This is a genomic window from Entomomonas moraniae (genome assembly GCF_003991975.1).
Classification (GTDB): domain Bacteria; phylum Pseudomonadota; class Gammaproteobacteria; order Pseudomonadales; family Pseudomonadaceae; genus Entomomonas; species Entomomonas moraniae.
Map to the genome: position 1 here is coordinate 1460714 of NZ_CP029822.1, position 21856 is coordinate 1482569.

Annotated in this window: 19 protein-coding genes, 1 tRNA gene and 1 pseudogene; 8 read left to right on the forward strand and 13 right to left on the reverse strand. The window is 37.8% G+C overall.

All coding sequences use genetic code 11. The features are described 5' to 3' along the window. Positions 1-157 precede the first annotated feature (157 nt). The 4 genes and pseudogenes from hutX to DM558_RS06965 all read right to left on the reverse strand — a co-directional run. Entirely contained in the window at positions 158-643 is a 486-nt protein-coding gene (hutX, locus tag DM558_RS06950) for a heme utilization cystosolic carrier protein HutX (protein WP_127162982.1), read from the reverse strand. Positions 644-679: 36 nt separating this feature from the next. Beyond that, positions 680-2023, reverse strand: coding sequence for a heme anaerobic degradation radical SAM methyltransferase ChuW/HutW (gene hutW, locus DM558_RS06955; RefSeq protein ID WP_127162984.1), 1344 nt, complete (start codon positions 2021-2023; stop codon positions 680-682). 47 nt (positions 2024-2070) lie between these two features. After that, the gene (locus DM558_RS06960; RefSeq protein ID WP_127162986.1) at positions 2071-2589 is read right to left on the reverse strand and encodes a HugZ family pyridoxamine 5'-phosphate oxidase; all 519 of its coding nucleotides are present in this window, start codon (positions 2587-2589) and stop codon (positions 2071-2073) included. Between the two features lie 185 nt (positions 2590-2774). After that, positions 2775-3565 (reverse strand): annotated as a pseudogene (locus DM558_RS06965) (integrase core domain-containing protein); the annotation flags it as partial. Positions 3566-4136: 571 nt separating this feature from the next. Between DM558_RS06965 and DM558_RS06970 the strand changes: the two are divergent. After that, complete coding sequence (locus tag DM558_RS06970; protein WP_127162988.1) at positions 4137-7154, forward strand: beta strand repeat-containing protein; 3018 nt, start codon at positions 4137-4139, stop codon at positions 7152-7154. 624 nt (positions 7155-7778) lie between these two features. On the opposite strand, the gene DM558_RS06975 is transcribed toward DM558_RS06970, so the two are convergent. The 4 genes from DM558_RS06975 to rpsU all read right to left on the reverse strand — a co-directional run bounded on the left by DM558_RS06975 (position 7779) and on the right by rpsU (position 12142). Further along, positions 7779-7855, reverse strand: a tRNA-Ile gene (locus DM558_RS06975). 211 nt (positions 7856-8066) lie between these two features. Further along, a complete protein-coding gene (rpoD, locus tag DM558_RS06980) occupies positions 8067-9917 on the reverse strand; it encodes an RNA polymerase sigma factor RpoD (RefSeq protein ID WP_127162990.1) in 1851 nt (616 codons plus the stop codon). A 76-nt stretch (positions 9918-9993) separates the two neighbouring features. Then, entirely contained in the window at positions 9994-11811 is a 1818-nt protein-coding gene (gene dnaG / locus DM558_RS06985; RefSeq protein ID WP_127162991.1) for a DNA primase, read from the reverse strand. A gap of 115 nt (positions 11812-11926) precedes the next feature. Continuing rightward, positions 11927-12142, reverse strand: coding sequence for a 30S ribosomal protein S21 (gene rpsU, locus DM558_RS06990; RefSeq protein ID WP_109702367.1), 216 nt, complete (start codon positions 12140-12142; stop codon positions 11927-11929). Positions 12143-12439: 297 nt separating this feature from the next. On the opposite strand from rpsU, the gene pyrC reads away from it, so the two are divergent. After that, entirely contained in the window at positions 12440-13495 is a 1056-nt protein-coding gene (gene pyrC / locus DM558_RS06995) for a dihydroorotase (RefSeq protein WP_127162992.1), read from the forward strand. Between the two features lie 4 nt (positions 13496-13499). Further along, on the forward strand, positions 13500-14156 hold the full coding sequence (rnt, locus tag DM558_RS07000; RefSeq protein ID WP_407644309.1) for a ribonuclease T: 657 nt from the start codon (positions 13500-13502) through the stop codon (positions 14154-14156). 40 nt (positions 14157-14196) lie between these two features. Here rnt and DM558_RS07005 read toward each other — a convergent pair whose 3' ends face one another. Together DM558_RS07005 and DM558_RS07010 are read right to left on the reverse strand one after the other, a co-directional pair. Then, the gene (locus DM558_RS07005) at positions 14197-14571 is read right to left on the reverse strand and encodes a DnaJ family domain-containing protein (protein ID WP_127162994.1); all 375 of its coding nucleotides are present in this window, start codon (positions 14569-14571) and stop codon (positions 14197-14199) included. Between the two features lie 9 nt (positions 14572-14580). Next, entirely contained in the window at positions 14581-15180 is a 600-nt protein-coding gene (locus DM558_RS07010; RefSeq protein ID WP_127164834.1) for an HAD family hydrolase, read from the reverse strand. Between the two features lie 172 nt (positions 15181-15352). Here DM558_RS07010 and DM558_RS07015 point away from each other — a divergent pair, with 172 nt between their 5' ends. From DM558_RS07015 to DM558_RS07035, 5 genes are all read left to right on the forward strand, one after another. Continuing rightward, positions 15353-16222, forward strand: a complete 870-nt coding sequence (locus DM558_RS07015) for a carboxylate/amino acid/amine transporter (protein WP_127162996.1) — start codon at positions 15353-15355, stop codon at positions 16220-16222. 177 nt (positions 16223-16399) lie between these two features. Continuing rightward, complete coding sequence (locus DM558_RS07020) at positions 16400-18145, forward strand: penicillin-binding protein activator (protein WP_127162998.1); 1746 nt, start codon at positions 16400-16402, stop codon at positions 18143-18145. Then, complete coding sequence (locus tag DM558_RS07025) at positions 18145-18510, forward strand: YraN family protein (RefSeq protein WP_127163000.1); 366 nt, start codon at positions 18145-18147, stop codon at positions 18508-18510. The genes DM558_RS07020 and DM558_RS07025 overlap by 1 nt, the downstream gene beginning before the upstream one ends. 3 nt (positions 18511-18513) lie before the next feature. After that, complete coding sequence (locus DM558_RS07030; RefSeq protein ID WP_228411855.1) at positions 18514-19101, forward strand: SIS domain-containing protein; 588 nt, start codon at positions 18514-18516, stop codon at positions 19099-19101. After that, positions 19101-19682, forward strand: coding sequence for a BON domain-containing protein (locus DM558_RS07035; protein ID WP_127163004.1), 582 nt, complete (start codon positions 19101-19103; stop codon positions 19680-19682). Before DM558_RS07030 ends, DM558_RS07035 begins: the two co-directional genes overlap by 1 nt. 55 nt (positions 19683-19737) lie before the next feature. On the opposite strand, the gene DM558_RS07040 is transcribed toward DM558_RS07035, so the two are convergent. The 3 genes from DM558_RS07040 to DM558_RS07050 form a co-directional block, all read right to left on the reverse strand. Next, positions 19738-20016 carry a DksA/TraR family C4-type zinc finger protein gene (locus DM558_RS07040; protein ID WP_127163006.1) on the reverse strand — a complete coding sequence of 93 codons (279 nt, stop codon included), beginning with the start codon at positions 20014-20016 and terminating at the stop codon, positions 19738-19740. Positions 20017-20135: 119 nt separating this feature from the next. After that, positions 20136-20720 carry a YceI family protein gene (locus DM558_RS07045; RefSeq protein ID WP_127163008.1) on the reverse strand — a complete coding sequence of 195 codons (585 nt, stop codon included), beginning with the start codon at positions 20718-20720 and terminating at the stop codon, positions 20136-20138. 125 nt (positions 20721-20845) lie between these two features. After that, entirely contained in the window at positions 20846-21844 is a 999-nt protein-coding gene (locus DM558_RS07050) for an aldo/keto reductase (protein WP_127163010.1), read from the reverse strand. Between the last annotated feature and the right edge of the window lie 12 nt (positions 21845-21856).

Here is a 21856-nt window from a genome sequence, read left to right on the forward strand (position 1 = left end):
ATCTCAAAATTTAGTTTTAAGCCAACTTATATCATGTAAAAACCAAATAACTCCAAGCTTTGTTTTACTACTTTCATTTGCTATTGATTTAGCAAATCGTTGCCTATGCCGCGACTTGCACCAAAAATCAAGAGCGAATTCATCATAGACTTCGCCGTTAAGACAATACTTGAGCTAAATAATCAAAGCGCTCTAGTTGAGCAGGTTGTAGATAGCGTTCATTATTACGCCCTAAAAAAATCTTTAGCATTGCTGCTCCACTTTGATTTAAAAAAACAATAGATGCTGTATCAGTTCCCATAAACTTTCGTTTAATCAAAGCAATATGTGCGCAATTTTCAGCTTTAATATGACCACTTAACCCATTAGTTTTATGTAAATTAAAATAGCCATGTTTATGCGTACCTTTAGGTAACTCACCTGAATACTCAATAATGGCATCTGCTGTATGCGTTAGTAATACAATTTGCCCCCAATTACCTACCTCATTCCAGACATCATCAAAGTGCTCACCTTGAATAACAACGCAATTTGGCAATAAACAAACTACCTCATAAAGACTGCAGTGATAGTCTTCTGCTATCTTTTCTAATGTACCGTCGGGCGATGTTGCTAAGAAATCTTTCAGTACTTGTTGTGTCATAGACCATACTCCTTTTTTAAAATGTTAGCCATTAGTTTAAACAATGAGCTGTTTTAAGATATTATCCAATGCCATGTAAATATTTCGCCCCCAAAAACGACCACTTGGCGTCATACGTAAGTGAAACGAATTATCTGTAATAAGTTTACTTTGATACCAGTTATTAATCAGAGGCTGTAATAGACTTGGTTGTTCAAGAAAATGAGGTAAATGAATCAATCCTGTTTCAGCCTGTCCTTGTAATTGATGAGACCATGAAGGCTGGTTATTGTACATAAGCATCATAAATGGCTTACGTTGCTCGTCAAGTACTGAGTAATAATGTTCAAGACTACGTGCCAACATAAATGAATAGTTTTCTAGTCGCCCACCAGCTCCCGAACCATAGGCTAGAAAATCGGCGCCTTGCTTGATTAATAAATTATACAAATTACGTTCACGGGTAGTTCTAGCCCAGTGATTATTGCTAAGTTGTACCCAACCCGCCTCATATAAAGCCTGTTGCCCTACGATATAATAGTTATAAATTTCTTCTGGAGTGGGGGCAGTTATTTTTTGACTGCTAATATTTTCTGCTAATTTAGTGTTGGGGAGAATATTAATAGCATAAAGATCGATACCATCTAGCGGCAAATTTTGTACAATTTCCAAATCAGCTTGCCATGAGTCCATTGTTTGCCCTGGCAAACCAAACATTAAATCACAAACTACGGCCGCTGAATTATAATTAGCAATTTTTTCTATAAAAGTGATGGCCTGCTCTTTAGAGGCATAACGCCCCATGCTACGTCTAATTTTCGTATCAAAAGTTTGAATACCAATAGAAAACCGATTAGCACCTGCCTCTAAGCATGTTTCTATTTTCTCTTCATCAAAATTTAATATACGCCCTTCTATGGTGATTTCACAATCTGGCGCAAGAGGGAAATGATTTTTATAAAAGCTAATAAGCTGTTTTAACTGCCTTGCGCTTAGCGCGGTTGGAGTTCCTCCTCCAAAATAAATAGCATGGATAGGCGTTGACTGTACAAGTGTAGAGTCTGCATCTTGCTTCAACTCTTTCAGCAGATAATCAGTGTATTTCTGCGTATCATTTTTTTTTACAGCATTTTGGAAAAAACCACAAAAAGCACAATGTGTTGCACAGAAAGGGATATGGGTATAAATCAACCTTTTAACAGGGTTAAGAGACTGGCTACGTAACGTTTGCCAAACATTATCTATTTCCTCTTTGGCTACAGGAATACTCTGTTGTGCTGTTGAATTAACCGGTATTTTTTTATTAAACGCATAAGCCCCCTGTTCAGTATAAAAAGAACTTAAATCGAAAGAACTACCCCTAGTTTTGTTATCATTACACAGTGCCGCTATTGTTGACATTATTTCGCCTTAAATAAAATGATCAATTTAATTCAAATACTAAGCCATTATTTACCTAATAAATCTCTATCTACCTGAGTCACTTGCCCTGTATTAGCATCAAGTAAGAAAGCTTTACCAAAACCAATAATTAAACGTCCTTGCTCTGGAGTGGCTTTAAAAAGTTGAAAATCTGGCATTATTTTTAATAACTCAACTGTTTTTCCAGCACGCTGCCTTAACATATCAAGTATTTCTTGGTAGTCTTGATCACTTTTGTCTAACTTACTAGCAATAGCTTTATACACTAAGCGATTACGTGCATAAATGTTTTTAGCACATGCCTCATCTTCAATTAATAACAAACTAAAAACTGGATTTATTTGAATATTTTTAGTGTGTGGTGCTAATTCAGAAATCAAGAAATAGTAAGCATTTTTATGGTAGATATAAGGGGTATAACTGGTTTCCAACTCCCTCTCTAGGTTAGTGGTTGATAGAATCAAACTCAGCGTAGATTCATGCAACTTATTTATTTCTTTACATACATATTGTTTCGATGCATACAACATAACAACTTTTTCCATCCCAGCCTTAAATAAAAATGATAATCATTATTATTTAAAAAAGTAAAATATGTCAACCTCGAAATAGATCTATATTTTTAGCAAAATAATCACATAGAATATGCTAATCAAAGAATTAAAGGATGTAGTAGCCTAAGTCTAATGTGACAGCGCCTTGTTTTGAAGAGGTATCTGTCAGTTTAGATTTAAGCTAAGTTTTTCTCTTCCCAAATCAATTTCCCATCAAGTAAGGTTTGCATAGGTGTTCTTCCACAATATATTTTACCTTGATGAGTTCGATTATTATTGTAGTAATCTAGCCATTCATCCAGATCTTTTTGTAACTCTTCCAAGCTAGCGTACAGTTTCTTCCTAAAGATGATCTGATAAAATTCTTGTAGGATGGTTTATGGAAACTCTTACAGATGCCATTGGTCTGTGGTGATATGGCTTTGGTTTTAGTATGGTCAATGTCATTGATTGCCAAATAAAGCTGATAGTCATGATGTTCTACCTTACCACAATACTCTGCTCCTCTATCAGTGAGTATTCTAAGTATATGTAACTCATGGTTATTATAAAACGGTAATACTTTATCGATGAGGTATATCAACCGCGGTAATCGGTGTTTTGGTAGTGTATAACTTACAATGAACTACCTTTGATTAGAAGTCGATAAAGGTTTGTTGGTAGACTCTTCCTACCCCTTTTAGATTACCTACATAGAAGGTATCTTGGCAGTCTAGATAACCAAGGGGAACAGTTTCTATTTCACCGCTGTCTTTATCATCATGCTTTTTCTTTTCTAAAGAAGCTATTTGTGGTCATTAAGGATAATACCTTCGTTGGCTACTTTGGTTTCTAATGCTTTAAGACGTTTTTTAAAGTTGTCTAGGCTATGTCTTAACCAAATTGATCTAACATCGCTACCAGAAATAAAGATGTCTTGCTTCCTCAGTTCGTTACTCGTTCTGTGCTGACCATAAGCTGGATATTCTTATGTTTAGTGATTGGATTGTTAGTATGTAACATGAACATAACCTCTTTATGTTTTGATTTAAGATCTGATACCTCATATCAAAACGGGTTATATTCACTTTTTCAAGTTAACTCTCTCACCTGGTCTGAACTTATACAATTTAAATGTCAATCTACAGGGTAATGATACGGAAATAATTAGACCATCACAAAAATAAAAAACATAACACATTGATAATATGAGATTTATTTGGCATATCTAGCAGGAATCGAACCTGCAACTAAAGGACTGTAAGTACGCTGAGCAAAAGCTATATCTTATTATTTTTTATAGGCTATTTTTAGCCACATACTAATTCGTGTTACCTATGTGTACGAGTAGTAAGGCAATTTATAATAACCTCTGCTAAGAGCGAATAGCAGGCATTAAATTATCTATTAAATAGAGGCAGATCAGTAAACTGTTTTATAATTGGCAGAGAATATCACGACTAATTACAATACGCTATCCCTATTTAATTGATCCTTTTTTATATCAATTAAAATTCTATATAGCATGATTCAAATACTCCAAATCAAGGCAATGTAAAGTGGAAAGAAACAACAATCCTAAAAGTTCTCACTTTTTTAAATTGACAGTCCTCTCGCTGGCTACTCTATCCTCTTTTTCTTATGCTCAATTATTACAAGAGCAAGTATATAATGATAGCTCAGCCTCGATGCTTGAACGAGCAGATTCTCAAGATATCGAGCTCGATAAAGCAAAATGGATGAGTCCCGTATTAAATAATTACGATAAAGGCCTTGTTTTTCGTGATCAAGATAACTCCAATGAGTCGGTTCTAAGTGCTGCTAACCTTGTTGTTGATTATACCGCTAATACAGACCCTCAATTTGTTATCGGTGGGTACAGTAACGATGCGGACATAGTAACAGATAATAAGGTAACACTCATTCATGCGCAAGGAGTAGGAGATGTGTATGGTGGTGTTTCACATTACTCACAAGAAACTGCTGATGCTGTTAATTCGACTAACAATACAAATACTTCTATAGCTATTAATTCTAAAAACCCAGCGGCTAATGGAAATAGCGTTATCATAAACGATAATGCAGGGACAATCAATGGCAGTGTCACAGGAGGTAGTGCTGTATTATGGACTAAAACAGGAAGTGCTATAACTTACGACTACTCGAATGCCTATGCCATTGCCTATACCAGCGCTAACGATGCACAAGTTAATGCCAATAACAATGTAATCACTATTGGAAATGATATTAACAGTATCACAAACATTACAGGTGGATATGCTAGTATCGAATTAACAACTGGTACAGCTAACGCTACTGCTACCGCCACCAACAATGCTCACACCCTTGCTCTTGGCTCTGCTAACACCTCTGCCAGTGCCGACAACGCGCAAATCAATGCCAATAACAATAATATCACCATTGGAAATAACATTGACAGTATCGGAAATATTACAGGCGGATATGCTAATCTCGCATTAACAACCGACACAGCCACTACCAATGCCACTACTACCGCAACTGCTAATCCCGCTGCCACCGCCAGCACCAATACCAACACTTATGCCCGTGCTTACAAATCACAAATCAATGCCAATAACAATGTGGTCACCATTGGAAATGGTAATAACAGTATCGGAAATATTACAGGCGGGTATGCTAATTTAGTATTAACATCTGCCGATGCCAACTCCTCCGCAGCTTCTAATAATGCATCCAATGATAATATCTACACCCAAACTAGTAGCTATCCCTACGGCTCGCAAATTAATGCCAATCATAATGAGGTCATCATTGGAAATGGCAATAACAGTATTGGAAACATTACGGGTGGAGATGCTAATCTAGCCTTAAAAGCCGGCAACACAAGTATGTATAGCAATGGCAGTAATAGTACAAACGCCAGTACCACCGCATCAAGGGTTAACGTTCTTGCAGATAATAATAAAGTTACTTTTGATGGCAACTTAACATCATCTAATACAGCTATTTATGGTGGCCGCATTGGTTTTAATATTATAACTGGGGAAGTATACGAAAACGGTTCTCTAAAAGAAAAAGGAGATTTCTTTAATCAAAATTCCATTGCAAGTGCAACAAACAATACTATAACTATCGGTGAAAATGCCCATTTCTCCAATGACCAAACGCAGTCTCTTTATGGTGGTTATCTTGAGTTAAATACAACAACGGCACTTGCTCCTATAACCTACAATGTCTTTACAGGTAATACCCTGAACTATGCAGCTAAAACTCCTGCTTCTTTTAAGACTGTGGGAAACTTTGAGAACTATAACTTTACTCTTACACCTGAGTTAGCTAATTCAACCACCCCACTTATTTTTGCACAAGACATTGTATTAGGCACAGATACATCTAACACCAACGATACAAGCTTGGCTGAAATAAAATCCAATGTTAATGTTGTAGGAATACACTCTGGCAACATCCTAAAAGTAGATGATAGCTTTGTCCTAATGCAATCAAGCAATGCATTTACAGGAACAAGAGCAACAGGCCAAACTATGAGCAACATAAGCCAAGCTCAACAAGGCATATCTTTACTTTATGACGTAAGAACAGACATAGATACGACCAACAACAAAGTCACCGCGACAATTGTTGGTGCTACAGGTAGCCCTGTGAGGGTCAACCCACAACTCAAAGCCCTATCAGAGGGTTACTTAGCAAACACTATGCTTGTCACCCGAGGGGCAGATATGATGGCTTATGAAACCATATCTGTGATTAGCAGCCAAAACCAGAACAGCGGCTTGGCTCCCTTTGTGACATCCTCTATTCAATACAATCGCTATAATAGTGGGTCTCACATCAAATCAGATGATTATCTGTTAAGTGGAGGGCTCTCTTATCAACAAGACAATATCACCGCCGCTGCTATTATTGAAGGAGGATGGGGTAGCTACGACAGCTATAACAGTTTTAGCAATACTGCCAATGTACATGGAGATGGAAATACAAGCTATTACGGCTTTGGAGTGCTTGGTAAATACGAGCTCAATAATGGCCTATACACAGACGGCTCACTACGCTATGGAAGAACACAGATTAAATTTGACACGAACGATATCGTCAACCTCGCTACTGGACAGAATGCACGCTATAAACTTAATACCAACTATGCCAGTACGCACATTGGAGTTGGTTACAATCTGTCTATCAACGAGAAAAATACACTAGATCTCTCGACCAAATACTTATACACCACAGTACAGGGCAAAAATGTTAATGTTGCTGGGGACAATATTCACTTTGATCGAGTCAACTCTAGCCGGGTCAGACTCAATGTAGAAATCAGCCATCAATACAGCCGTACAGTGACCCTGCATGTAAATACAGGGTATGAGTATGAGTATGATGGTAAAGTCAAAGCAACCACGTATGGAGTATATAAAATAGATGAACCGAAGGTCAAAGGTGGCACAGGAATCATTTCCTTAGGATTATCTGTAAAACCCTCTCAAGAGAGTAAATTCACCTTTATTGGAAAGGTAAAAGGGTATGCGGGTAAAAGAGAAGGTGGCGGATTGGACTTAATGGTAAACTATTCATTCTAAAGGCTTGTTTTGTGTAAAAAATGGTGCTAGCGCAATAGCTAAATCGACAATACAATATTTATTATCAAGCATAGATTGAATAGTTCTATTAGAGTTCTTTCTGTCTGATGCACTACGGATCTTAACTGTATCATCGATATCGCCCAGTCTTATAAGCTCTAATTTTATGTAAAAACTTGGATATCAGCAAAAGCAGGTAATGTGGTCGTAGAAATAAGAAAAAGCACTGTTAGTAGTTTATTCATTGTATCAACTAAACATTATAGCGTAAGAAATGGAGTGGATGTATAGCTGACTTTTATAGTTTATCAGATGAATCATAAATACACAAAACCATTTAATAACACGCATTAAGCATTTTAGTAGTGTTTATAATTGTTGATTTGCTTAAAAGTGAATATCCACTTCTGGCATCTTAACGACACTATAAGCCCCGTTAGCTCTTTTAAATAAAACCAACTAGCTTTATTACTATTGTGGTTTTTATCACTTCCCCAACATGCATTAGCAACAGCTTAAAGTCGCCAAAATGTGCTAGCTAATGACTTTAAAGGTTATTCAAAAATAGTAAAGTGTGCTGCAAAAAAATAAGGGCTGGTAACTTAATAAAATTACCAGCCTTTTTGGTGGGCCCAGCAGGACTCGAACCTGCGACCAACGGATTATGAGTCCGCTGCTCTAACCAACTGAGCTATAGGCCCAAAACTTTTACAACTGTTACATGAGTATTTTAACAAAACAACTAAACTTCATATAACTTATTCAATCCACAGAAGTTTTTCAACTTCTTACTGCCTATGCGCCACTTATTATGAGTCCGCTGCTCTAACCAACTGAGCTATAGGCCCTTTAGAATTAGTGAAGGCGAATTATACAGATAGAAAGCAAATTCGCCAACCCTTTTTATAAAAATTATTCGTCTAAGAATGAACGTAAATGCTCACTACGTGTAGGATGGCGCAATTTTCTAAGCGCTTTTGCTTCAATCTGACGAATACGCTCACGTGTTACATCGAATTGTCTACCAACCTCTTCTAATGTATGATCCGTATTCATATCAATACCAAAACGCATTCTTAGTACTTTGGCTTCTCTAGCAGTTAAACCAGAAAGAACATCACGTGTTGCCTCTTTAAGACTTTCAGCAGTAGCTACATCAACAGGTAATTGCATGGTAACATCTTCAATAAAATCACCAAGATGTGAATCTTCATCATCCCCAATTGGTGTTTCCATTGAAATCGGTTCTTTTGCAATTTTTAGCACTTTACGAATCTTGTCTTCTGGCATTTCCATGCGCTCGCCTAACTCCTCGGGCGTAGGCTCACGCCCCATTTCTTGTAGCATTTGACGAGAAATACGATTAAGTTTATTAATCGTTTCTATCATATGCACAGGAATACGAATAGTGCGTGCTTGGTCTGCAATCGAGCGTGTAATCGCTTGACGAATCCACCATGTTGCATACGTTGAGAATTTATAACCACGACGATACTCAAACTTATCCACAGCTTTCATTAAACCGATATTACCCTCTTGGATAAGATCTAAAAACTGTAAGCCTCGGTTAGTGTATTTTTTGGCAATCGAAATAACAAGTCGTAAGTTAGCCTCAACCATTTCTTTTTTAGCACGACGAGTTTTCGCCTCACCAATAGAAACTCGACGGTTAATGTCTTTAATTTCAGCAATTTTAAGGTCTAAACTTTCTTCGATATCAAGCAATTCTTGTTGTAATTGTTGAATAGTTTCAAGTTGCTGTGCTATACCTTCTGCGTATTTAGTTTTACCAGAAGCAATTTTTGTTGCCCAGTTAGTATTTGTTTCATTGCTAGGAAATTGACGTAAAAAATCTGCACGGGGCATTTTAGCATTACGAACACAAGCTTGCATTATTAAACGCTCGCGCTTACGTACACCATTTAAAGCATCACGTATCATGCCTATAACAATATCGTATTGTTTAGGAATAAGCTTAATAGGCATTAATATATCTGCTAAAACTTGCAATTGCTCTTGTACTTTAGCCGATTTACGAGAACCTTTTTGTAGCAGTTTTTGAACAATCGCGAACTGCTCAGCTACCGCTGTAAAACGGATACGAGCTTCTTCTGGATCGGGTCCCCCATCACCATCTTCTGCATCGCTATCGGATGACTCTTCATCATCTTCATTTTCGTCATCGTCATCATTTTTAGCAACAATTTCTTTTTCTTTGATATCCAACAACATTTCTTCGTCGGTTAATTCTTTAGTTTCTGCGTCAATATAACCGATTAAAAGATCAGACAAACGTCCGCCACCCTCTGTGATACGTTGGTACTCTGCAATAATATGCTCAACAGGGCCAGGAAAATGAACAATAGCACTCATTACATCACGTATACCTTCTTCGATACGTTTTGCAATTTCTATTTCGCCTTCTCGTGTCAATAAATCAACAGTACCCATTTCTCGCATATACATACGCACAGGGTCTGTCGTGCGACCAAGATCACTTTCTACAGCAGCTAACACAGCAGCAGCTTCTTCGGCAGCAACCTCATCTGTATTAGAGTCTGATAATAAAAGTGCATCTTCATCTGGGGCTACTTCATAAACACTAATCCCCATATCGTTGATCATTCGAATAATATCTTCGACCTGTTCTGGATCAGAAATATCCTCAGGCAAGTGATCGTTTACATCGGCGTAAGTTAAGTAGCCCTGCTCACGGCCACGGCTAATTAATTCTTTTAAACGGGATTGCTGGTTTTCAGACATAGGACTCTATCCAAATAGATATAGCAAAAATAAGTTAGCCTAACAGTATAACAGAAAATAGCTAATGACTCCAACCCTAATCATTTTTTGTCTTAGCGGCCAATAAATACCTTAACTGGTCTTTTTCATCATCTGTTAACATATTACCTTTTTTAAGTAGCTCTTGAAGTTGGTTTTGTTTTGCCAATTCACTTTGCTGCTTTATTAGCATTAATATGGTGTCTACAAACTCTTTTTCAAGATCATTTTGATCTGAAACGAGTTGGTCTTTATTCAATAATGTTGTTAAAACGCCCTCTTTATCATAAGAAGACAATTTTCCCAATAGCTGGAAACGATTTAAACGAGGCTCTTTTTTCAGAAAAATAATAGCTTGTGACAATAACTGCCCATAAATTCCTGGAATCTCTGTTAGTTTTTCTGCTCCCTCTACTTTTTGTAAAGATGAAGGATGTTGCAATAGGAAATGGAGAGCAGACATTGCAGGAGAAATAGTCACTTTTTTAGCTTTATTAACAAAAAGTACTGGTTCATCTGCCGGTATAAATGGTGCAGCAGTCGCTGCTGGTACTTGCTGACTCACATGGCTAGCTACTGGTTTAATCGCTAATAAATGTTGCTGATCTAACCCTGTCAACTCTTCTAACTTTTGGTACATTAACGCCTTTAAACCACCACTAGGCATTTTAGTTAAAAGCGGCGTCACAATGGAAGCTAAATGTGCTTTTCCTTCTAATGAGGTGGGCTTAGCTTCTTCAGTAAGATGATTAAAAAAGTAGTCTGTTAATGATTGAGCTTGTTGACTCATGCGAGCTTTGAATGCATCGACACCCTCTTTACGAACTAAACTATCTGGATCATCTCCGTCAGGTAAGAATAAAAACCTTACTTTTCGACCATCCTGCAAATGAGGCAATGCTGATTCTAAAGCCCGCCAAGCCGCTTTACGACCAGCGGCATCACCATCAAAACAAAATAAAATATTATTAACTAATCGAAAAAGTTTTTTAATATGCTCTTCCGATGTCGCCGTACCTAGTGTTGCAACGCCATTAGTAATTCCAAATTGTGCTAGAGCAATCACATCCATATAGCCTTCAAGCACAAGAATTTCATCTAAATGACGGTTATTTTTACGAACCTCATAGAGCCCATAAAGCACTTCACTTTTATGAAAAACTGGGGTTTCAGGTGAGTTCAAATATTTTGGCTTATCATCCCCCAGAACACGACCACCAAAAGCAATAACCCGTCCTTTTACATCACGAATAGGGAACATAACTCGTTCACGAAAGCGGTCATAACGTTTCCCTGTATCAGCACTTTCAACAACTAAACCAGCATCAATTAATTGCTTTTGCTGGCTATCATCAGCCTCAAAGTGCTTTATTAAATTGTCCCAACCAGGTGGAGCAAATCCAAGGGCAAAATCACGTGCAATCACTCCAGTCAAACCACGTTGTTTAAAATAATCAACAGCCATCTTTTTGGTTGAATGCGTTCTCAGCGACTGTTGATAAAACTCACTGGCCTTAAGTATTAAGTTATAAAGAGGCGACTCAATAGATTGCCTTGCCGCACCTCCAGCATTTTCTTCGTATGGAACATCAAGCCCTACTTGCCTAGCAAGCACTTCAACAGCTTGAGGAAAATCTAGGTGATCATACTCCATAACAAAACCTAGCGCGCTTCCAGAGGCCCCACACCCAAAGCAATAATAAAATTGTTTGTCCGGACTAACAGTAAATGAGGGCGTTTTTTCATTATGAAATGGGCAACAAGCGGAGTAGTTTTTACCACTTCTTTTTAATGAAATACGGCTTCCCACCACATCGATGATATCGACGCGGTTTAATAAATCATCAATAAAAGATTGTGGGATTAAACCAGCCATACTATTTATTATATAACAAACTCAAAAAATAAAAGCTCCAATCTAACAAAAGATTGGAGCTTTTATAAGCAACTATTGAAAACTAAGTAGTTTTAATATTACTCAACTTCTACTATTAATAGTTATGTTTAGCTGGACGTTGCTCACGCGAAACTTTTTTCGCATGACGCTTAACGGCTGCTGCCTTTTTACGTTTACGTTCAGCTGTAGGTTTTTCATAAAATTCACGGCTACGTACATCTGCTAAAACACCCGCTTTCTCACAGGCGCGCTTGAAACGACGTAAGGCAACGTCGAAAGGTTCGTTTTCTTTGACTTTAACAGCAGGCATTCAGGTCTTACCTTTAAATAAATTAATAAATGTGTTAAAAATAGTAGTACTTAATTACTAAACAAAGTACCCAATCCATATTAAGCTGACAATACTACTCTTTTAGAAACGCTAACGCAAGTAGTTCTCTTCATCTTTAACAAAAATAGCATTCTAACACTAAACTATAAGCCTAACCAGTATAAAGATTACGCTTACTCATTATGAGCATACACTTAATAAAATAGCTTTTTAATATGTCTTTAATCTATTTTTACGGTAAAATGTTAAACTAAATGATTATGGTAAGGATTAATTATGCAAGACAAAATCACAATAATTCGCCCAGATGACTGGCATATACATTTACGTGACGGCGCCGCATTAAAACAAACCGTCAAAGATGCAGCCAATCAATTTAGCCGTGCGATTATTATGCCTAATCTTGTTCCTCCGGTTAAAAATGTGCAACAAGCAAGTGAATACAAAGAAAGAATCCTTACACATATTCCTAAAGGTAACTCTTTTGAACCTTTAATGACATTGTATTTAACTGATACGACCTCTATAAAGGACATTAAGGCTGCAAAAGATAGTGGGATGATCTATGCTGTAAAATCTTATCCTGCAGGTGCAACCACCAACTCACACTCAGGCGTTACTTCTTTAGAAGCTATTTACCCAACATTGGCTTGCATGGCTGAGCTAGGGATACCTTTATTATTGCACGGGGAAATTACTCGCCCAGATATTGATGTATTTGACCGTGAAAAATGCTTTATTGATGAACATTTAGTACCACTTGTTCAAAAATTCCCGACTCTTAAGGTTGTGCTAGAACATATCACAACCAAAGAGGCCGTCGACTTCGTAAAAGAAGCAAATACCAATGTCGCAGCTACTATTACTGTACAACATCTACTTTACAACCGTAATCATTTATTGGTAGGTGGTATCCATCCACATTACTATTGTTTACCTATTCTAAAACGCAATATCCATCAAGAAGCTTTAATAGGGGCTGCAACCAGCGCCAGCCCTAAATTCTTTTTAGGAACAGATTCAGCCCCCCACCCTACCCATAGCAAGGAATCAGCCTGTGGTTGTGCTGGTTGTTACACTGCTTATGCTGCCATTGAGCTTTATACAGAGGCTTTTGATCGTGCACACGCATTAGATAAACTAGAGGGCTTTGCCAGTCTTTTTGGGCCTAAGTTTTATGGTTTGCCTGTTAATAATGATACCATCACGTTGATCCGAAAAGATTGGACAGCACCAACGTCATTACCCTTTGGAGAAAATCAAGTAACTCCACTTAAGGCAGGAGACACAATACATTGGCAATACTTAAATGAGAGTAAGAATGACAACTGATTACATGGACAATACATTTACAGAAGACACCTCAACCTCAAAGCAACACCACCCGATGTCACAACGTTTTAGAGGATACCTCCCTGTTGTAATTGATGTTGAAACAGGCGGTTTTAATGCTGCCACTGATGCGTTACTTGAAATTGCAGCCACCACAATTTCGATGGACGACGACGGCTTACTGTATCCTGAACACAGTTACTTTTATAGAATAGAGCCGTTTGAGGGAGCAAATATAGAAGCCAGTGCCCTTGAATTTACAGGTATTAAGCTAGATCATCCATTAAGAGCAGCAGTGAAAGAAGACATCGCACTCACTGAAATTTTTAGGGGGGTTCGCAAATCGCTTAAAGCCAACGGTTGCAAACGTGCAATATTGGTGGGTCATAACAGTAGTTTTGACTTAAACTTTCTCAACGCAGCCATTGTTAGAACAGATGCAAAACGCAACCCATTCCACCCATTTTCAAGTTTTGACACAGCAACGCTTGCAGGCTTAGCTTATGGCCAAACAGTACTAGCCAAAGCTTGTGAAGCTGCTAGAATTGATTTTGACCAAAAAGAGGCTCATTCTGCACGCTACGATACAGAAAAAACAGCGGAGCTATTTTGTAATATCGTTAACCGTTGGAAAGAAATAGGGGGTTGGCACGGCTTTTAGCTATCTCCAACATCAATAAGTCAGCCCATTATTTAGTGGGCTATTTTTTATCACACCCCAAAGCACAAGCAAGCGAGCGCCTGTATTTAGTACGTAAGAAGTCAGTATTCATACCCGCCAACTTCATTTTTAATTCTAACTGATACAGTTCTTTCGCTTTAATCGCATAATTATCCGTGTCTTCATCAATCGTATCTAATAAGTCTGCAAGCTCAAGCATCTTTTTACGATCTTCTAATTCTGGCGGTAAAAAACCTGAGTTTTTCAGTAGCCTATACGCTGCCTTTAATTGGGGAGGAACAAAACTATCATCATCAATGACTAAGGCCTTCCCTTGCCCAGGAAGATTATCTAGTTCCCCTCGCTCTATTGATTGCAGTATATGTCGTTCTGCCATATCATCTATAATAGACATATTAAAGAGTTAGTCTCTTGCTTTTAAATCATTTAATAATAACTCACAGTTTGGATAATACCAGTCTGCGAGATCAGGCCATGTATTTTCAGGGTAATTTACTAAAATAGTATGTGCTCCTGCTTCTTTACCACACGATAAATCATGCCTAAAATCCCCAATCATTAATAGATGATCAGATTTTATCTGCCAAGCATTCGCAATTTTTAACAAACCATCAGGAGAAGGCTTTGGCTTAGCCTCATCACGCCCTAAAATAAAAGTTTTAGGAAAGTGTTTTTCTAAACCTATTGCTCGTAAAGTGATAAACGCAAGCTCTCGATCATTACGGGTTAAAATGGCAAGCTTCGTCTCCTGTGAAACTAAATAATTAACGAGCTCAATAGCCCCTCTTGCAGGTGTAGCATTTTCAGCCAACACACGTTCATGTTCTATAAGCCATGCATTTTTTTCAGCCCTTTCTGATGCAGGCAATGCAGCTAAATACTCAAGTATATCATCCGTTTCGGCCATACCAAGCGTCTTACGAATAGCAGGAAAATCATGCACAGCATTCGTAAGCGTACCATCCATATCAAAAACCCAGTACTTTATTTTACTGGGGGTTATAGAAGTATCCATAACTATATCTCTTCTCTATTTTAATAAAAATCAATTTACTTTTCTTTCTAGCAACAGATTTTCTTTTCACTATCAATTTAGCTGTATAATATCATCATTTATAACCTACTCTATTATAGTACTCACTTAATAGTACAATGACTCAAGAATAATTTATATCATGCTTTATCTTTGTATCGTTACAATTTTATGGGCTTTTTCATTTAGTCTTATCGGCCAATATCTAGCCGGTAGTGTTGATAGCTATTTTGCAGTAGTCACTCGCATCAGCTTAGCGGCATTAGTCTTTCTACCTATCACCCAATGGAGGGGAGTCGCAAGCTCATTTATAAAAGGAGTCATGATCTGTGGCGCACTCCAATTTGGTATTACTTACGTTTGCTTATATCTGAGTTTCTCCGTACTTAGCGTGCCAGAGGTTTTGTTATTTACGATACTCACCCCCCTTCACATCACATTGATTGATGACTTTTTAAATCACCGTTTTCAACCATGGGCATTAGTAGCTGCCTTAGTGGCTGTTTTCGGGGCAGGCATTATTCGTTACGATGCCATTAACCAAAACTTTCTAATGGGCTTTTTATTGCTACAAGTAGCTAATTTTACTTTCGCTGCGGGCCAAGTATATTATAAAAAGCTAGTCAAGCAATTTCCTTCAGACATTCCTCAATATAAACGCTGGGGATATTTTTATATCGGCGGTTTTCTTGTGGCATTCCCTGCTTTCTTACTCCTAGGTAGTCCCTCTTCTGTTTTATCTATCACGGCATGGCAATGGGGTATTTTGGTTTGGCTTGGTTTAGCCGCTTCTGCTTTAGGCATGTACTGGTGGAACAAAGGTGCCTGTCAAGTTGATGCAGGTACGCTAGGTATTATGAACAATGCACTTATACCTGCGGGTTTATTAGTTAATCTTATTTTCTGGAATCATCAGGCTGATATTCCTCGCCTAATCTTAGGGGGGATCATTATCGCCAGTTCTTTATGGATTAATAAGTTAGGGAGAGTGACCCAAAAACAGCCAATTTAATATAGAAACGTAAGAAAACCAATATGATGATCCTTATAAAACAAAACTATCATATAGAAATTTCTTAATCAGACATTAAATTTTTTTTATTATCTCGTCCAACACATTACATTAGTCAAGATATTAGGTACAATTGACAATAAAATGATTATCAATTATTGGGAAATATAGAGTGTTATGAAAGTTTATTTACGCCTGTTGGCGCTCTTTTTGTTTGCGTTTTTATTAACAGCTTGTGATATTTTATCGCTGAACAATAACAACCAAATGCCATCATTTACTAATACACAAGGAAATCCTACACAATTAATTAATTTAGCCAACCAACAAAGTAATGTTGAAATTGCTAATCAATACCGACTTATTGCAGCCGATAAATACATTCAGGCCAAACAAGAAGCTAAAGCACAAGAAATTTTAAAGGAGCTACCGGCTAATCTAACCAACACTCAACAGATGATAGTAGCGCTATTAAATGCCAATATTGCACTCAACAAAAAAGATACAACCACAGCACTAAGCTTATTAACTGGTAAAACCTTTTATCAACTTGACGAGCAAGACCCTGACCTACAAGTCCGCGTTAGGTTACTAAAAGCATCAGCTTTTGAGTTAGAAGGTAAACCATTACAAGCTTTACGTGAGCGTTCTTATATCTCCTCATTTTTAAAGGGTAACACTGCACAAGATAACCAAGATAACATCTGGCGTTTAGCTATGTCTGTCCCATTGGATGCTTTGCTATCCGCGGCTGACAGTGGTGAAACAGGCGGCTGGTTAGAACTTGCCAAAGCAGTTAAAACAGCCTCAACCGTTACAGAGCAAAAACAGAACATTGAAAACTGGATAGCAGCCAACCCTAATCATCCAGCTGTCATTAATCCACCTGCGGAATTATTAACGATTAAAGGGCTCACCACTGAAACCTATTCGAAAATAGCCGTCTTATTGCCTCAAAAACAAAAATACGCACAAGCTATTTATAACGGCTTTATTGCTGCTTATTACCAAGCGCCCAACAAAGATAAAGTTACCATCAAAGCTTATGAAAGTACTGACTACCCAACCATGGATGCTTTCTACGCACAGGCACAAAAAGATGGCATTCAATTGGTCGTTGGCCCACTAGACAAAGCACAAATTAATGAGCTCAGCAAAAAATCAACGCTACCTATTACAACACTTGCTTTAAACTATACAGATACCAATACTCAGCCACCTCAACTTTTCCAATTCGGTTTATTGCCTGAAGACGAAGCACGTGAAGCAGCAACCAGAGCTTTTAATGATGGAAAACGTCATGCTATTGCTGTTGTGCCACAAGGCGAGTGGGGCAAAAAAGTACTCTCCGCTTTTCGTTCTAAATGGGAAGAGCAAGGCGGTGTATTAGAAGGCATTGAATATATTGACCGCCCTGTTGATTTGGATGGCCAAATGGTAGCTCTTACCAAGAAACTACCTAACCTGAAAGAAGCCAATGATAATATGCTTTTTATGGTGGCAGACCCCGCTATGGCACGCCAAATAAGAGCATTATTGACTTATCATGATGAAAAAGATCTCCCTGTCTATGCTACCTCACATATTTACAGCGGTGTGCCAAGTGCTAATCAGGATGCTGATCTAAACGGTGTATTATTCACTGACGTGCCTTGGCTATTAAGTGATAACAATCCTGTACAACAGGCCATTGTTGCCCAATGGCCTCAAGCCAAAACAAGCTTTGCACGCCTTTATGCATTAGGAGCAGATACATGGAGTTTAATACCCCGCCTATCTGAATTAAAAGCCTTACCTAACAGCCGTATAGAGGGCCTTTCAGGTGAGCTTTCTATTGATAGTCAACAACGCGTTGTTCGTAAACTACCTTGGGCAACCTTTGACAAAGGATTAATTCAACCTGCGCCTGCTATTAGTTTATAATGGCTAAACACCTAAACTCAGGAAAACAAGCAGAAGACTTGGCTTTGCAGTACTTACAAAGTCAAGGTTTAAAATTAATCAGTCGTAATTGGTTCAGTCCTTTTGGTGAAATCGATCTTATTATGCTGAATAAACAAATACTTTGTTTTATTGAAGTTCGCTACCGCAAATCAGAACAATGGGGAAGTACACAAGAAACTGTTACACATACTAAACGCCAAAAACTCATAAAAACAGCACTGCTATTTTTACAAAAAAACGCCCGATTTACGATGAGTGCTTGCCAATTTGATATCGTTGCTATAACAGGTTCATTGGATAAGCCAAACATCAATTGGTTAACCAATGCTTTTGCTCTATCATAAAGAATCATTATGCAAGAACGTATCCAAACATTTTTTCACGAAGCCATTGACACACTAATACAAGTCTCAGAGAACTTAAGTGATGAAATTGAGAAAGCTAGCCTCTTGGCGGTCAATAGTTTACTCAATGATGGAAAAATTCTAAGTTGTGGCAATGGAGAGTCAGCCATTTGTGCAGACTACTTCACAACTAAACTGCTGAATCATTACATTCAAAAACGCCCTAGTCTACCCGCTATTTCTCTCAATAATCACGCCATTACTACTGCGATAATGACAGATTATGATAGTGCTGAAATATATTCTAAACAAATTAGAGCGCTGGGGAGTAATAAAGATGTATTATTAGCTATCACCAGCCATACAAATTCGGATAATATTATAGAAGCGATACATGCTGCTCATGATAGAGAAATGAATGTGATTGCCTTAACAGGAACTGACAGTAGTGCAATTAGATCATCTTTATTGGCAACAGATATTGAGATTTGTGTACCAACCCATAAAATGGTCAGGGTGCAAGAGGCTCATTTACTAATTACTAATGCATTATGTAACTTAATTGACTATCAATTATTTGGAAGCGACTAATGAACAAACAATTCCCATTAATTATCACTTTTTTGCTGGCACTCATCATCACAGGTTGTTCAACAGTTGTTAGTACTACACGAGACAAGCCTGTTGAAGACAATTTAGGAAAACGGACATGGGGAGCGCAGATAGATGACTCGCTGATAGAAACGAAAGTGGCTGTAAATATTGATAAAGCAGACACTAAATTAGATGATGATTCTCGTATCGTCGTTGTTAGTTACAACGGTGTTGTTTTATTAGCAGGACAAGTGCCTAATGCTAATTTAAAACCTATTGCAGTAAAAGCTGCCTCACAAGGTGTTCAAGGCATTAAGCAAGTACATGATGACTTACAAGTAGGCCCAAATGCTGGCTTTTTAGCGCGCACAAGTGATGGTTGGATTACAGGGAAAGTAAAATCTTCTATGCTTTTCAAAGCCGGTGTACCCTCTGGCCGAATTAAAGTTGTCACTGAAAATGGTATTGTTTACTTAATGGGGTTAGTCACCCACAAGGAAGCACAAGCGGCTTCTGCTGTTGCTAAAGACATATCAGGCGTACAACGTGTTGTGATGGTCTTTGAGTACATTGACTAATAATCTATGAAAAGGGGCCATTTGATGCCCCTTTTTAATTTAACCTATCTCACTCCTATCTTAGTTGGCTGTCTTTGCTTCCCCGCCGATTGTATAAACTCAATACTTTTTCCTGTTCTTTATCAAAGCGCTCTTGGCAATTTATACAAAACCGAACACCTAATAATGCTTTACGTCGTCCCTCTGGAATAGGCTCACCACATTCCTCACAAAACTCAGCACTTTGTTGATTCGCACTCAAATTTAGCTGTTGTTTGGCTTGCGCTATCGCATCATTAATACTGCTTTCAATTTGCTCACTAACGGCATCATCTGACGCCCATCCACTTGCCATAATTAATCCCTCCTATCAATTGAGGATAATTACTATATGGTTATGAACCATTCATTTTTCAAGGCAATAAAAAAACCACTGTTTTATACAGTGGCTTCAAAGTATGTTGGATTATTAACTTATTGACGCACACCCTCAACAGATAACGTCATTTCTACCTCTTCATTGGCATTACCCAAATCTTTTGTACTGATATCAAAATCTTTTAACTTAAAAGTCGTTGTACCAATAAACCCAGCGCGATAACCACCCCAAGGATCTTTACCCTCACCCACAAAGGTTGCATTAATCGTTACCGGTTTTGTTACACCATGCAAGGTTAAATTACCTTCAATATCAAGTTTACTTCTTGAAACGTGAGTTACTTTAGTAGAGACAAATTTAGCTTGCCCATATTTTTCAACATCTAAGAAAGCAGTTGAGCGCAGATGCTCATCTCTCTTTTCATTATTAGTATCAACACTCTTAGTATTAATGATTACATCTACTTTATCCAATGAGGGGTTAGCCTTATCGTAAGTAAAGTTACCAGAAAAATTTCTAAAAGTTCCATAAAGCCAGCTATAACCTAAATGACTAACCCGAAAATTAATAAAAGCATGCTGTCCGTCTGTGTCTATTTTATAATCTGCAGCATTAACCACTGGGATAGTCATTGCAAATGCACTAGTTATTGTTGTCGCCAGTAATAGTTTTTTAAACATAAATCACCTTCCTTTTGTCATTATTCAAATTTAACTTATGCTTTTAGTCTACCGATGAATAATGCACAAATAAACCCACAAAAAGGATAACTACGTTCTATTTTTGCAACAATACCATATAAAATCTACTTCATCGTTTCAGGTGAATAGCCATCACTATAACGCGCACCAACAGCCGAATTTAATGGAAAAAAATCACTTAACTGTTGATATTCTTCGGGTGATAAACAAATATTAAGCGCTGCTATATTTTCTTGCAAATTAGTTATGCGTCTCGAACCCGGTATTGGAGTAATGTGATAAGGTGAAGTAAGTACCCATGCCAACGCTAATTGTGCAGGGCTACATCCTTTTTGCAAGGCTAATGCTTTAAGATTATTGACTAATGCTATATTTTTAAAAAAATTTTCCCCAATAAATCGTGGATTAGTCCGGCGATAATCATCTTTATCAAAGTCATCTGGTGTATTAATTTTACCCGATAAAAACCCGCGCCCTAAAGGGCTATATGCCACAAAACCAATATCTAATTCTTGACAGGTGTCTAAAATCTTTTGCTCTGCATCACGTGTCCACAACGAATACTCCATTTGTACGGCGGTAAGGGGGTAAGTTTGATGCGCTCGTTGAATCGTTTCAGACAAAGCCTCAGAAATACCAATATAACGCACCTTACCTTGCTCGACTAAACGAGCCATCGCTCCGATGGTCTCCTCAATGGGTACACTGTCATCAATACGGTGTAAGTAATATAAATCAATAACGTCGGTATTTAATCGCTTTAAACTGCCCTCACAACTTTTAATAACGTAATCAGGATGTCCATTGACAACTCTCTGTTGTGCAGTGTTTGCAGCATTATTATCATAGACAATACCAAACTTAGTAGCCAAAATAACATCATCACGTTTTTTATCTAGCGCTTTAGCAATGAGTTGTTCATTGGTTAATGGACCATACATATCAGCCGTGTCTAAAAAATTAACACCCTGATCGATAGCATAATGAAGGGTATTAATGGAGTCTTTCTCTGCATAATTGCCATAAAAAGCGCTCATCCCCATGCACCCCAATCCGATGTTGGAAACATTGAGATGACTATTACCCAATTTATGATATTTCATTACTTTACTCCT